The 13,695-nt window shown below is 72.3% G+C and carries 13 protein-coding genes; 4 read left to right on the top strand and 9 right to left on the bottom strand.

The genetic code is table 11. The features are described 5' to 3' along the window. Window positions 1-121: 121 nt before the first annotated feature. The 8 genes from JOF43_RS09155 to JOF43_RS09120 form a co-directional block, all read right to left on the bottom strand. Window positions 122-1,156 carry an alcohol dehydrogenase catalytic domain-containing protein gene (locus tag JOF43_RS09155; RefSeq protein ID WP_209901385.1) on the bottom strand — a complete coding sequence of 345 codons (1,035 nt, stop codon included), beginning with the start codon at window positions 1,154-1,156 and terminating at the stop codon, window positions 122-124. Between the two features lie 19 nt (window positions 1,157-1,175). Beyond that, window positions 1,176-1,949: a hypothetical protein gene (locus tag JOF43_RS09150; protein ID WP_209901384.1), complete on the bottom strand. Its 774-nt coding sequence runs from the start codon at window positions 1,947-1,949 to the stop codon at window positions 1,176-1,178. Further along, on the bottom strand, window positions 1,946-2,899 hold the full coding sequence (locus tag JOF43_RS09145; protein ID WP_209901382.1) for an ATP-binding cassette domain-containing protein: 954 nt from the start codon (window positions 2,897-2,899) through the stop codon (window positions 1,946-1,948). The genes JOF43_RS09150 and JOF43_RS09145 overlap by 4 nt, the downstream gene beginning before the upstream one ends. Continuing rightward, window positions 2,896-3,276 carry a GntR family transcriptional regulator gene (locus tag JOF43_RS09140; RefSeq protein ID WP_209901380.1) on the bottom strand — a complete coding sequence of 127 codons (381 nt, stop codon included), beginning with the start codon at window positions 3,274-3,276 and terminating at the stop codon, window positions 2,896-2,898. The genes JOF43_RS09145 and JOF43_RS09140 overlap by 4 nt, the downstream gene beginning before the upstream one ends. Window positions 3,277-3,366: 90 nt before the next feature. Further along, window positions 3,367-4,362, bottom strand: coding sequence for a GNAT family N-acetyltransferase (locus JOF43_RS09135; RefSeq protein WP_209901378.1), 996 nt, complete (start codon window positions 4,360-4,362; stop codon window positions 3,367-3,369). Further along, a complete protein-coding gene (locus JOF43_RS09130; RefSeq protein WP_209901375.1) occupies window positions 4,359-5,120 on the bottom strand; it encodes a class I SAM-dependent methyltransferase in 762 nt (253 codons plus the stop codon). The genes JOF43_RS09135 and JOF43_RS09130 overlap by 4 nt, the downstream gene beginning before the upstream one ends. 57 nt (window positions 5,121-5,177) lie before the next feature. Further along, window positions 5,178-7,133, bottom strand: a complete 1,956-nt coding sequence (locus JOF43_RS09125; RefSeq protein ID WP_209901373.1) for a glycoside hydrolase family 2 protein — start codon at window positions 7,131-7,133, stop codon at window positions 5,178-5,180. 122 nt (window positions 7,134-7,255) lie between these two features. Next, entirely contained in the window at window positions 7,256-8,302 is a 1,047-nt protein-coding gene (locus JOF43_RS09120; protein WP_209901371.1) for a LacI family DNA-binding transcriptional regulator, read from the bottom strand. 290 nt (window positions 8,303-8,592) lie between these two features. Here JOF43_RS09120 and JOF43_RS09115 point away from each other — a divergent pair, with 290 nt between their 5' ends. Continuing rightward, window positions 8,593-10,143 carry a DEAD/DEAH box helicase gene (locus tag JOF43_RS09115; protein WP_209901370.1) on the top strand — a complete coding sequence of 517 codons (1,551 nt, stop codon included), beginning with the start codon at window positions 8,593-8,595 and terminating at the stop codon, window positions 10,141-10,143. Continuing rightward, the gene (locus JOF43_RS09110) at window positions 10,140-10,583 is read left to right on the top strand and encodes a rhodanese-like domain-containing protein (protein ID WP_209901368.1); all 444 of its coding nucleotides are present in this window, start codon (window positions 10,140-10,142) and stop codon (window positions 10,581-10,583) included. The genes JOF43_RS09115 and JOF43_RS09110 overlap by 4 nt, the downstream gene beginning before the upstream one ends. A 27-nt stretch (window positions 10,584-10,610) precedes the next feature. On the opposite strand, the gene JOF43_RS09105 is transcribed toward JOF43_RS09110, so the two are convergent. Then, window positions 10,611-12,164, bottom strand: coding sequence for a long-chain-fatty-acid--CoA ligase (locus JOF43_RS09105; protein WP_209901367.1), 1,554 nt, complete (start codon window positions 12,162-12,164; stop codon window positions 10,611-10,613). 178 nt (window positions 12,165-12,342) lie between these two features. On the opposite strand from JOF43_RS09105, the gene JOF43_RS09100 reads away from it, so the two are divergent. Both JOF43_RS09100 and JOF43_RS09095 read left to right on the top strand, forming a co-directional pair. After that, entirely contained in the window at window positions 12,343-12,708 is a 366-nt protein-coding gene (locus JOF43_RS09100; protein WP_209901365.1) for an ArsR/SmtB family transcription factor, read from the top strand. Beyond that, window positions 12,705-13,688: a cation diffusion facilitator family transporter gene (locus JOF43_RS09095; protein WP_209901363.1), complete on the top strand. Its 984-nt coding sequence runs from the start codon at window positions 12,705-12,707 to the stop codon at window positions 13,686-13,688. The genes JOF43_RS09100 and JOF43_RS09095 overlap by 4 nt, the downstream gene beginning before the upstream one ends. Window positions 13,689-13,695: the final 7 nt, after the last annotated feature.

The following is a 13,695-nucleotide window of genomic DNA, read 5'->3' as shown; positions in this document are numbered from 1 at the left end:
CCACAGCCGATCGTCCGCTCCGGACGGGCCGCCGTCGCACGTCGGGCGATGCGGGGTACCTCTCCTCGAGTCACCGGGTCAGTCCGCCGGCACCCGGCGCACCGATCCGCGGGCACGGTATTCATCGCAGGCGTGCGACGGTCATCCCGGCGGTGGTGGGCGGGTGGTCCATGGCGCGCATCGCGGCCGGCAGCTCCTCGAGGGTGAGCAGGCAGCCAACGGTGGAGCCGAGGTCCAGCCGCTCTTCGGCGACATCGGCCAGCAGCTCGCGATACTCCTCGACGGCGAGGCCGTGGCTGCCGAGGATCTGCAGCTCCTGGGCGATCACGCGGCCCATCGGCAGGGAGGGGTCGGCATCCTCACCCAGCAGCAGGCCCACCTGCACGTGGCGGCCACGGGGACGCAGGGACTCGAGGGCCGCGCGGGCCGTCGCCGCGGATCCCAGCGCGTCGAGCGTGACGTGGGCACCTCCTCCGGTCATCTCGCGCACCCGCTCGACGATGTCGGGGCCGGAGGCGAGGGCGGTGGCGCCGAGCTGCGCGGCGGCGGCGAGCGCCTGTTCGGAGACGTCGACCGCGATCACCCGGGCGCCGGCGGCGAGAGCGACCATCACGCCGGCCAGCCCGAGCCCGCCGCAGCCGAACACGGCGACCGTCTCCCCCGCCGCGACCGCTGCCTGCACCTTCACGGCGTGATACGCGGTACCGACACGGCATCCGAGCCCGGCGGCGAGGGCCATGTCGATCCCCTCGGGCAGCGCAACGAGGTTGTGGTCCGCCTCGATCACCACCACCTGCTCGGCCCAGGCGCCGGGCAGGTCGAATCCCGGCTGCTGCTGGTCGGGACACACCTGGGGCGCACCGGCACGGCACTGCGCGCAGCGCCCGCAGGAGAGGATGAACGGCGCGGTCACCCGGTCCCCGGGCACGAAGCGCGTGACCTCCTCGCCCACGGCCTCGACCACACCGGCGAACTCGTGGCCCGGGATATGGGGAAGCTGCACGGACTCGTCGTGCCCCTGCCAGGCATGCCAGTCACTGCGGCACACCCCGGTCGCGTGCACGGTCACCACCGCACCGCGCGGCGGGCACAGGGGGTCGGGGGCCTCGACCAGACGGGGCTGCTCGCCGAAGTCGTCGTAGCGGACTGCTCTCATGGGGCCATCCTCGCTCAGTTCAGGCCGACGGCTCGAGCCGCTGGCGGGCCCCGGAGTCCAGCTGACGGATCCACGCGTGCATCCGGGCGCGCAGCAGCAGCGCCAGCAGGACGACCACGACGAGAAGACCCAGCGGCGCCAGGAGACTCGGCACGGTCTCATCGACCCCGAACGTCGTGAGCACCACGAGCGGGAGGGAGAGCACGGAGCCCCCGAGCACGGCGGTGAGGCCGAACAGCAGCACGCTGAGCACCGCCATCGACCGTCCCGGCCGATGCGTGAGGCAATCACCGCCGACCCAGATCCCGACCAGCAGCAGGATCACCGCCGCTCCCAGCGTGGTGATCACGCTCTCCAGGACGAGAGCGGCGCCGGAAGGGATCGCGGTGGAGGCCATGGTCCCGGCGAGGGAGCTGCCATTCCCCAGGGCCGTGGCGAGCAGGGAGGCGGCGCCTGCGACCAGGAGGATCACGAGGGATTCGAGCGCGATCAGCGTGACGCGCCCCCGCACCCGGTCGGCACGGGACATGCCCAGGCTCACCCGCAGCTCCTTCCGTTCCACGGTGTCCGCCCGCCCGTAGCGGTACCAGGCCAGAGCCGCCCACAGCGGGAGCAGGCCGGCGAAGGCGTCGGTGAGCACCACAGAGAGGAGCAGGAAGAGTCCGCACGTGACGAGCGTCCCGCCGAAGCGGTCGGCATTCAGCCGGAGATCGACCACCAGGGCCCGGCGCAGCGCGCGACGGCGTGAGGCAGCCGTCTCGGTTGGGGCCCCGGGGCGGGTGCTGGTGCTCATGCCGTGGTCCTCCTGGGGCTGGGCTCGAGGGGCCCTGCGGCGCGGAGCCAATGGGTGACCAGCTCGCTCACCGTCGGGCGACGCAGGTCGGTGCCGGGTGGCAGCCCGAGGACGTCCTCGGTGCCGACGAGGGCCCGCAGTCGCCCGCCGACCGTGCTCGGGCCGATCAGGGGAGAGCCCGGACCCCGTAACCCGTCCCCCACGCCAGCCGCCTCGAGGACGAGGAACTCCTCCCGCAGGGACTCCACGTCCCCTTCGAGCACGTCCTGCCCGCCGGCGATCACCACGAGATGGTCGACGAATCGCTCCATCCCCTCGAGATCGTGCGTGGCCAGCACCATCGCGCGCTCCTCCCGGGCCATCACCGTGCGGAGCCGATCGACGAGATCGGTGCGGGCCAGCGGATCGAGGCGGGCGAAGGGCTCGTCGAGGATCAGCAGCTGCGGATCCTGGGCGATGGCCGCGGCGACGGAGAGCTGGGTGACCTGCCCGCGGGAGAGCTCGCTGTGTCGACGATCGTGCGGGAGACCCTGCGCGGTGAGCAGAGCCGCGAAGGTGCGCACGTCGAAGCCCGGATCGAGCCGTCGCAGCAGCCGTGCCACGTCGTGGGCGGTCCAGTGGTCCGGATGGGCGGGGTCATCGGGCACATGGGCCGCCCGGGAGGGCAGCGGGACATCGGCCGGGCCCAGGGCGGTGCCGAGCACCTCGATGCTCCCTTCGGCGAAGGGCAGGGCGGTCGTGATCGCTCGCAGCGCCGTCGTCTTGCCGGCACCGTTCGCGCCGACCAGGGCGGTCACCTGCCCGGCGGGAGCGGTGAAGGTCAACCCCCGCAGCACCTCGACCGGGGCGGCGTAGACCTTACGCCGGGAGGGGACGTGGACACGGAGGTCACGGACCCGCACCGCAGGGGGTGCGGTCGAGGCCACGGGATCGAGGTGCGACGTGCTCATCGGTTCTCCTCATCGAGGGCGTGGGCGAGCCGGTCACGGAGCTCGTCGGCCCCGATGCCCCCGGTGCGGGCGGCGCTGACGGCGTCGGCGAGCGCGCTGTCGATGCGCTCCAGGGCGCGTCGGCGCACCTGGTCCCTCTCCTGGGCACGGACGAACACCCCCTTGCCGCGCACCGCGTCGACCAGGCCGTCGGCGACCAGTTCGTTGTAGGCGCGGGTGGTGGTGATGACGCTGACGCGGAGGTCGCGGGCGAGAATGCGGATCGAGGGCAGCGGATCGCCCGAGGCGAGATCACCGCGCAGGATCGCGTCGGCGAGACAGGCGCGGATCTGCTCGTAGATCGGCTCGGGGGCGGAGGGGTCGAGCGGAATGTGCATCCGCGCCCTCCTCCGTCACCGACCGACTGACTGCATCTACTGTACATAGTCACTATGGACAGCGGGCGCCATGGCGTCAAGGGGGCGGCGTCAGGCCACCGGCTTCTCATAGGTGGAATGGACGGCGTCCCGGGCGAAGCCCAGGGCCTCGTAGAGCCGGGTGGCGCCGGTGAGACTCTCGGCGTCGACCTCGAGCTCGGCGAGGGCGTACCCGGCCTGCACGGCGGCCCCGAGGGTGCGGGCGACGACGGCGCGGGCGAGCCCGCGACCGCGGGCTTCGGGACGCGTGCCGACCAGCGCGAAGTAGAGCACTCCCGGTCTCTCCTCTGCCGCGATCACGTAGGCGAGCACGGTGCCGTCACGGTCCACGGCGATCGTCGACAGCTCGCGACGAGCGGTGTGCGAGGACCACAGCATGTTCCAGCGCTCCTCGCCGATCGGGGCCGAGCCCCAGTGGTCGGCGAAGGCGGCGAGGTGGGCGAGGCGGGTGGCCTCACGCTCTGTGTCGGACGGGGCGCTGACACGCGCTCCTTCGGGGTCGGTGACGGGCAGCCCGGCGCCGGGCAGCTCACGGGTCATGGACAGCCAGCTTCGTACCCGTCGGTAGCCGCGGCGCTCGAGGAGCGGGCGCACGTCGGCGCCACCGGTCAGCGGGGCCGACGGATCGGAGTCCGCCTCGGGATCGCGGCCACCGGAGGTGCGGTAGACGGCAGGGGCGCCGGGGTGCCGTGCGGTCGCCAGTTCGGCGGCGCGGCGCTCCCCGTGCTCGAACAGCGCCGCGCCGAGGCCCTGACGGCGGTACGCGGGATCGACCGTCCCGAGCAGCTGGCAGCGCGCCCGGCCGTCGCGGTCGAGGCGGAGGTGGACGTCGGCCAGGGAGACGGCCACGAGGTCGTCCCCGTCACGCACGGCGAGAGAGTCCAGAGCAAGGTCCCGCCCGGGCAGGGTCAGCCACTCCCGGGTGCTCGGCTCCTCAGCCGGTTCACCGAGGTCATCAGCCTGATCAACGCGGTTCAGCAGCGCCGTCAGCGCCGGCACGTCCTCGAGGGAGAGCGGGGTCCAGGTGAGGGAGTTCGCGGTGGTCACCGCTCAAGTGTAGGGAGCCGGTAGACCGACACGTGGCTGCGGGAGTCGGCGGTGAACTCCGAGCGGTCCCAGCCGGCCCAGCGGGACTCGCGGGTGAAGCCGGCCAGCTGGGCCATGAGATCGAGCTCGGCGGGCCAGACGTAGCGCTGCGGGGTGCGGTCGATGCTCGCCTCCCGCGAGCCGTCGACCCGGGGATCGAAGCGCAGGTGATGGGAGACGAGGATCTGGGCGAGGGTGTCGTAGGTGTCCACCAGCAGGTATCCGCGCTCGGAGTGCTCGAGGGTGCCGCCGGTGCCAGGCGTGAGAGAACGCAGATCGGGCACCGTCAGCTCGATCACGAAGCAGCCGCCGGGGGCGAGATGCCGGGCGGCATTGCGGAAGCACTCGACCTGCTGTTCCTGGGTGAGGACGTTCCCGATCGTGTTGAACACGAGATAGACGAGCGAGAACCCCTCCCCTGCGCTCGCGGTGGTCATGTCACCCGCGACCACCGGCAGGGCGGCGGGATCGGCCTTCTCGCGCAGCCGCGCGATCATCGCCTCCGAGAGCTCGATCCCGGTGACCTCGACGCCGGCCTCACGCAGCGGGATCGCGACGCGGCCGGTGCCGACCGCGAGCTCCAGGGCGGCTCCGCCGGCGGCGAGATCGCGCAGGACCTCGACCGTCGGGCCCAGTACCTCCGGGGCGAACATCCCCTTCCCGGGGGTGTCGTACTCGGCGGCGGCGTGCGCGTCCCACAGGCGTGATTGATCGACCATGGGCTCATCGTGGACCAGAGCACCCGGGCCGTCACGGGAATTACCGTGGCAGCGACCTCAGGAGTCCCGCTCGTACGCGGCGGTCCTCTCCTGGACGGCGCGCAGGCGGGAGAGGTCCAGCTTGCGACCGCGGGCGAAGTCGACCACGCCGTTCTTCTCCTGGAACACGTCGGTGACCTGCGTGTAGCAGTAGCCGAACATGAGCGGGTCCTCGAGCAGCACGCGGGTGAGCCCCTCGAATCGCTCGTACAGCTCCTCCTCGCTGAGGATGCGCTGCCCGTAGCCCCAGGACTCGGCGGCGTTGTTCCCTGCGCGGTCCGCCTCCGCGGCCCGCTTCGCCTCCTCCTCGTTCCACCAGATGCCGCCGTACTCCGAGACGAAGTAGGGCTGACCGGCGTAGGGCAGGGAGAAGGTGCCGTCGGCGAAGGGGAACTCGTCGGGGCCCAGCTCGCGGCGGTTGGCGAAGGGCTCCCCCGCTGCCAGGCCGGACTGCTCCTCGCGGAAGCGCTCCGGATCCTGCTCGTAGGAGTGGGAGTCGTAGACGTCGGCGCCGCGCACGCGATGGCTGTACCCGGAGGCGTCGAGCACCGGCCGGCTGGGATCGGCGAGCTTGGTGGCGTCGTACATCGCCTGGGTCACCGCGTCGAGCTGGGTCAGCCGGTCGTGGAGGATCTGGTGGGTCTCGTTCAGGGGGCACCAGCCGACGATCGAGGGGTGGTTGATATCCCGCTGCAGAGCCTCGATCCACTGACCGATGAAGGTCGCGGTGGGCTGCTGGTTGTCGCCCGCCGGCCCGAAGCCCTGGACACCCCAGTCGCCGAACTCGCCCCAGGTGAGGTAGCCGTGCAGGTCCGACCAGAAGAGCATCCGCTGCTCGAAGACCTTCTGGTGCAGGCGCGCACCGTTGAAGCCGGCCTCCAGGGAGAGGCGGATGTCGGTGGTGAGCGAGCCGTCCTCGGGAGCGGTCATGAACGACTCCTCCCAGTACCCCTGGTCGAGCACGAGGCGCTGGAAGACCTTCTCGCCGTTGATCCGGAACTCATGGGCGTTGAGCGAGGTCGAGCGCAGGCCCGCATAGGAGCCGACCTCGTCGAGCACCCCGCCGTCGGAGTCCAGCAGGCGCACGCGGAGGGCGTAGAGCTCGGGCGCACCCGGGCCCCAGATGCGCACGGCGCCCTCGGGGACGACGAGCTCGAGGTGCGGGGCGAGGTCGAGACCGGCGCGCACCTCGGCGCGGGCCACCTCCTCGCCGCCGGGCACGGAGGCCACCACCTCGAGCCTGGTGCCCTTCGTGGTGCGCGAGAGCGGCACGTCGATCGAGAAGGAACGGCCCGCGAGCGACGGGAGGATCCGCAGGGAGCGGATCTCGTCGGTCGGGACACCCTCGAGCCACACGCTCTGCCAGATGCCGGTGGTGCGGTGGTAGTTCGCGGCGGTGGGGCGGAACTCGTGGGACTGCTTGCCGCGGGCCTGCGGCTCGTCGTGGGGGTCGCGGGCGCGCACCACGATCTCGACCTCGCGGCCGGGGCCGACGTCCGGCACCTGCGAGAGGTCCGCGGAGAAGGGGGTGAAGCCGCCGCGGTGGCGGGCCACCTCGACGCCGTTCGCCCAGACGGTCGCGTCGTGGTCGACCGCCTCGAAACGCAGGATCGGGCGCAGCCCCTCCCACCCGGCGGGAACGGTGACGCTGCGGCGGTACCAGACGGCCTCGAGGAAGTCGCGGTTCCCGATGCCGGAGGCCTCGGTCTCCGGCGCGAACGGCACCGTGATCGACTCCTCGAGCTCGCGCTCGAGCAGCCCCCGGTCGCGGCCGGAGTCGCCCTGGTCGATCTCGAACTGCCAGGTGCCGTTGAGGGTCAGCCAGGTGGGGCGGTGCAGCTGCGGACGGGGGTGCTCCGGACGCGGCACGTCGGTGATCGCCGACAGCGGGGCGTCGAGGTGCGCCGCGAGTTCGTCGGCCCGGGAGAACAGGGAGCTGAGGTGCTGCGGCAGGGCGGGGGACTGGGCGTTCACGAACGGCTCCTGGAGTCGGTGGGGCTCGGCGCTGAGTCACCGGCGCAGGGCGCCGGCACGGATCGGACAGGCTCCAGTCAAGCGCACCCCAGCTCGATGTGCAACGTGGGAAACGGAGGTGGTCAGGAGTTTCCGTCGGCCGGCGAGAGCGGGCGCGTGGACTCCCGCTCGATCAGACGATGCGCGATCACGGTCTCGGCGCCCTCGTGCGCCGGGCTCGTACCGCTGCGCTCCGTCCCGGAGATCGCGGCGTCGAGGGCGGCGGCGATGAGGGCGTCGAGGTCGGGGGCGATCGAGGTCAGCGACGGTCGGGTCCACGCCACTTCCGCGGTGTCGTCCCAGCCGACCACGGCGACGTCCCCGGGCACCTCGAGACCGCGGGCGTGCAGGGCGGCGAGCGCCCCGACGGCGAGCATGTCGTTGCCGGCCACCACCGCGTCGAACCGAGCCCCTTCCTCGAGAGCGGTCAGGACGGCGTCGCGCCCTGCCTCGCGCGTCCACTCCCCGACGCCGCGCACGAGAGAGGGGTCCTGCGGGAGATCGGCGAAGCGGGTCGCCGCACGGAAGCCCGCCAGCCGGTCCGTCCCGGTCGAGCGCACGGCGTCCTCGGCGCCCAGGAAGAGCAGCCGACGGTGACCGCCGGCGACCAGGTGGCGCACCACGTCGGCGGCCGAGGAGACGTTGTCGATCGCGACGTGGACCACGCCCGCCGCGGCCGGGAGGGTCTCCCCCAGCAGCACCACGGGAGGCCCGGAGGCCCGGTCCAGCAGATCCGCCGGGTCGAGGGCGGACGGGGAGATCACCACCGCGTCCACGGGCCGCGCGGTGCGGCCGCGCACGTGGGCGCGCTCGGTCGCGGCGTTGTGCAGGGAGACCTCGACGCTGACGGTGTAGCCGCGCTGCCGGGCGCCGGCCTGCATCAGCTCGGCCAGGCGGGCGAAGTAGGGGTTCTGCAGCTCCGGCACCACCAGGGCGATCGATCGGGTGGGGCCACCGCGCAGCTCCCGACCGACGTGGTTGGGCACGTAGCCGAGCTCCTCGATGGCGGTGAGCACCTTCGCGCGGGTGTCGGCTCGGACCACGGGGCGCTCGTTGACGACGTTCGAGACCGTCTTCCAGGACACCCCGGCTCGCTGCGCGACGTCCTTGATGCTCACCCTGCGCGCCATCACCGGCTCCTTCCGCCGTAGTCCCCGAGTCGTGCCCGGGCCCGCACCAACTGACCTCAGAACCTTATCCGCCACTCGGCCCGCCCCTGGGGCAGGTGTATCTCACATCCGAGGGGCCGATCGTTCCCCCTGGACAGAGCCGGGTCTACGGTGGACCCAGCGTGCCGTCGTCCCGCCGCGGCACAGGTCCCACCGCACGGTGGTGACAGCGAGGACCCGCAGCGATCGCCACGGCTGCGCTCGGGGACCAGACGCATCGGGCGGGATCTGCATCTTCAGAACGGATCTCCGTGACCTCCCCCGACTTCGCACGCCTCGGCGTGCCCTCCGCCCTGGTCGACGCACTCGCGCCCCGCGGCATCATCCAGCCCACCCCCATCCAGGCCGCGACGCTGCCGGACTCGCTGACCGGGCGCGACGTCCTGGGCCGCGGCCGCACCGGCTCGGGCAAGACCTACGCCTTCCTGCTGCCTCTGGTCGCCCGCCTGCTCGAAACGCCGCGCCGCCGAGCGGCCCGTCGCCCCCGCTCGCTGATCCTGGCCCCGACCCGTGAGCTGGCCTCCCAGCTCGCCGACTCCCTGAAGCCCCTCGAGGCCGCCACCGGCCTGCGCAGCGCCGTCGTCTTCGGCGGCGTGGGCCAGAACCCCCAGGTGAACGCCCTCACCGGCGGTATCGACGTGCTCATCGCCTGCCCGGGCCGCCTGCTCGACCTGATGGGTCAGGGACATGCGGATCTCAGCGCCATCGAGATCACCGTCATCGACGAGGCCGACCACATGGCCGACATGGGCTTCCTGCCGATGGTGCGCCGGATCCTCGAGGCCACGCCCAAGAAGGGGCAGCGGATGCTCTTCTCCGCCACCCTCGACTCCGGCGTCAACAAGCTGGTCAAGCAGTTCCTGCACGAGCCCGTCACCCATTCGGCGGACCCGGCCTCCAGCCCCGTCGGCACCATGGAGCACCACGTGCTCGAGGTCGATGCCGCCACACGCTTCGACGTGCTGCGCGACCTCGCCGCCGCCCCGGGCCGCACCATCATGTTCACCCGCACGAAGTACGGGGCGAAGAACCTCGCCCGCAAGCTCAGTGCCCGCGGGGTGGACGCCGTCGACCTCCACGGCAATCTCTCGCAGAACGCCCGCACCCGGAACCTCGAGGCCTTCGGCTCCGGCAGCGCGACCACCATGGTCTGCACCGACATCGCCGCCCGCGGCATCCACGTCGACGAGGTGGCCCTCGTGGTCCACGCCGATCCGCCCGTCGAGCACAAGGCGTACCTGCACCGCTCGGGCCGCACCGCGCGCGCCGGCGAGTCCGGCACCGTGATCACCGTGCAGACCCCGGAGCAGAAGCGCGACGTCAGCGACCTCATGCGCAAGGCCGGCATCAAGCCCGCCGTCCACCGCGACGTGGTCCCCGCCTCCCCCGTGCTCTCGCAGCTCGCCCCCGGTGAGCGCGTCGAGATGCACGAGCCCCGTGAACCCGCCCCGGCCGAGCGTCCGCAGCGCTCCGGCGGTCAGGGTGGCCGCGGCGGCCGTGGCGGCCAGGGCGGCGGCCGCGGACGCTCCGGCGGCCAGGGACGCGGCTCCGGTGAGGGCGGCGGCCGACGCAACGGCCAGGACGACCAGGGCCGGCAGGGCCGCCAAGGCGGCCAGGGCCGCTCCGGTGGCCAGCGGCGCTCCGGTGGCCGCGGCGGTCAGGGCGGCGAGGGTCGCCCCGCCCGCAGCGGCGGAGGACGCCGCGAGGGCGCTCCCGCGCGCTACTCCACGAGCTCCGAGGGCTCCCGGGGTGGGAACTCGGGCGGGGGCCTGGCGGCCTTCTCCTCGGGACGCAACCGGTGACCGAGGGCAACGCCGGTCGGCGCCGGGCAGAGGCACCCACGCGGCACAGCATCGACGAGATCCTCTCCGCCGCCCGTCAGGGCGTGGAGCGCGTCGAGGCGAACGATCTCCCCGCCCTGCTCGAGCAGGGCGGCCACGTGCTCGACATCCGGCCCGCGGCCACCCGTGAGGCCGAAGGGCACCTCCCCGGCGCCACCGTCATCGACCGCCTCGTGCTCGAGTGGCGGCTGGATCCGGCCGGCGAGCACCGCATGGACGCGGGCCCGGAGTACGACGACCTCGTGGTCGTGGTCTGCAATGAGGGGTACTACTCCTCGCTCGCCGCCCGCGACCTGCGCGATCTCGGGTTCCACCGGGCCACCGATCTGGTCGGCGGCTTCCGGGCCCATGCGGAGGCCGGCCTGCCCCTCGCGGAGGAGCCCACCCGCCAGGTGAGCTGAGCTGAGGGCCCGCGCGCTCGCGGACCCTCAGCGCAGCTCGCGCTTGAGGATCTTGCCCGTCGAGGTCATCGGCAGCTCGTCGACGATCACCACCTCGCGCGGATACTTGTAGGCCGCCATCTGCTCCGCGCCCCAGGCGCGCAGCTCCTCGGCGGTGAGCTCGGCGCCGTCCTCGAGGATCACGTAGGCCCTCACCTCCTCGCCGACGCGCTCGTCGCTGACCCCGACGACCGCGGCGAGCGAGACCTCCGGGTGGGAGATCAGCACCTCCTCGAGCTCGCGCGGATACACGTTGTACCCGCCGCGCACGATCATGTCCTTCGAGCGGTCGACGACGTAATAGAAACCCTCCTCGTCCTTCCGGGCCAGGTCCCCGGTGCGGAACCAGCCCTCGCGCATCACCTCCGCCGTCTCCTCGGGACGGTTCAGGTATCCGCTCATCACGTTGTGGCCGCGCACCGTCAGCTCGCCCACCGCGCCGGGGTCGGTGACCTCGGCCCAGTCCGGGTCGACGGGGTCGATCAGCCGCATCTCGACGCCCCAGACCGGCACCCCGATGGAGCCGGGTCGCGGCGTCTCGGCCAGGGAGAAGCTGGCCACGGGCGAGGTCTCCGAGAGCCCGTAGCCCTCCATGATCGAGACCCCGAGCCGTTCGCGCACGGCCTCGAGGATCTCGACCGGCAGCGGGGCCCCACCGGAGACGCCGAGGCGCAGGTGCTCGGAGAGGCCGCGCGCGTCGGCGCCGTTCTCGAGGGCGTGCAGCAGGCCCCACCACATCGTGGGCACGCCCGCGAAGCGGGTCACGCGGTGGCGGACCAGCAGCTCCAGCGCCTGCTGCGCCTCGAAGCGGGGCAGCAGCACCAGAGTCGCGCCCATCGAGAACCCGGCGTTCATGTCCACCGTCGCGCCGAAGGTGTGGAACAGGGGAAGTGCCACCAGATGCGTATCCGTCCCCGGCGCGGAGCGGAAGAGCCGGTTGCAGGTCAGGGCGTTCATCAGTTGGTTGGAGTGGCTGAGCTCGGCTCCCTTGGGCCGCCCCGTGGTGCCGGAGGTGTAGAGGACCACCGCGGTATCGGTCTCCTGCGCCTGCACCGTCGCGAAGGAGTCGGGCATCTCCGCGAGCGATGCGGAGAGGGTGGGCACGCCCTCGAGCGGAGCGGGGGCCGACGGGTCGGCGGTCATCAGCACCAGGTGCGGCGGGGCGGCCGCGGCGCGGGCCCCGTCATGCCCGTACCTCCCGATCGGAAGGTCCTCGCTGCCCTCGAAGCAGAAGAAGACCTTCGCTTCGGCGTCGTCGAGGAAGTAGGTGACCTCGCGGGCCTTGTTCAGCACGTTCAGCGGCACCACCACGGCACCGGCCTTGAGGATCCCGAAGTAGACGATCGGGAACTGCGGCAGGTTGGGACAGGTGAGCGCGACCCGGTCCCCGGGGGCCACGCCGAGGGAGACCAGCAGATTCGCGACCTGGTTCGCCGCCGCGTCGACCTGCGCATAGCTGAGGCTCAGCTCGCCCAGCACGAGCGCCGGATGGTCCGGGGCGGAACGGGCGCTGTCCTCCAGCACGAGGGAGAGGTTGTACATGGCGGGCTCCTTCGGACGACGGTGTCACGCTGGCCCCTCACGATAGGAGCCGGACCCGCCGGGGCATGCCGTTTCGGCGAACCCCGCGCGCCCCGAGCTGCGGCACTCCGACGCCGCCCATGTCACATCGACGTTTCGTCCCTTGCGCAACTATGCACATTGGGAAAGACTCGACGGCATGACCGTCCAGGAGAGCGCACCCGGCCCCGCCGAGGAGCCCACGGAGCTGCAGCTCGCCGCGGCGGCCGACACCTTCGCGATGCTGGCCAGCCCTGCCCGGCTGCACCTCATGTGGCGCATGAGCGCGGGCCGCGTCGACGTGGGCGAGCTCGCCGCGCACGTCGGTCTCAGCCTGCCCACCACCAGCCAGCACCTCAGCAAGCTGCGTCTGGCCGGAGTGGTCTCCGCCCGTCGCGAGGGTCGTCACAGCTACTACACCGTGGACGATCCCCACGTGCTGTCCCTGGTCGAGCAGATCTTCGAGCACATCGCCCCCGACGGCACCCTCGCCCCCGATCCCCCGACCGAGGACCACCGCGCATGAGCACCGCGCCCACCGATCCCCCCGCCCCTGCGACCACGACGGTCGATCTGCGCCGCTTCGCCTGGCTCTCGATAGCCACCGCCATCGCCACGATCACGCTGAAGGCGGGGGCGTGGGCGATGACCGGCTCGGTGGGCCTGCTCTCCGATGCCGCCGAGTCGACGGTGAACCTGGTGGCCGCCGTCGTCGCCCTGATCGCTCTGACCGTCGCCGCCCGGCCCGCGACCGAGCGCTTCCTGTACGGGCGGGCGAAGGCCGAGTACTTCTCCGCCGCCGTCGAGGGGCTGATGATCTTCGTGGCCGCCGCGGTCATCCTGGTCACCGCCGTCGAGCGCTTCGTGAATCCGCGCCCGCTGGAGAACCTCGACATCGGACTGGTCATCGTGGTGATCGCGTCGGTGCTCAACGGGGTGGTCGCCCTGGTGCTGATGCGCGCCGGGAGGGCGCACAACTCGATCACCCTGCGCGCCGACGGCAGGCACCTGATGACCGACGTGGTCACCAGCGCCGGCGTGCTGATCGGCGTGGGGCTGGTGGCACTGACGGGCTGGGAGCGCCTGGACGCGCTGGTCGCCTTCGCGGTCGGCGTGAACATCATCGTCACCGGCATCGGACTGCTCTCGGAGGCGATCTCCGGCCTGCTCGACAAGGCGCTGCCCGCCCGGGACCACGAGATCATCACCGACATCCTGCGCCGCCGCACCGACGGCACCGTCACCTTCCACGGCCTGCAGACCCGCGAGGCCGGGCAGGAGCGCTTCATGACCGTGCACGTGCTGGTGCCCGACGAGTGGACCGTCAAGCACGGTCACGACTACATCGAGGATCTCGAGGACGAGCTGCGGGACGCGCTGGGCTCACTGCGGGTGCTCACGCACCTCGAGCCGATCTCGGACCCCGCCAGCTACGAGGACATCCCCGAGGCGCACGTGCCGATCCACGGGGACGACCACGATCCGACGCGACCCCCGACCCACTGAACGCGGC

Source organism: Brachybacterium sacelli (assembly GCF_017876545.1).
In the GTDB taxonomy this organism is placed as follows: domain Bacteria; phylum Actinomycetota; class Actinomycetes; order Actinomycetales; family Dermabacteraceae; genus Brachybacterium; species Brachybacterium sacelli.
This window is presented reverse-complemented; position numbering and strand designations above follow the sequence as displayed.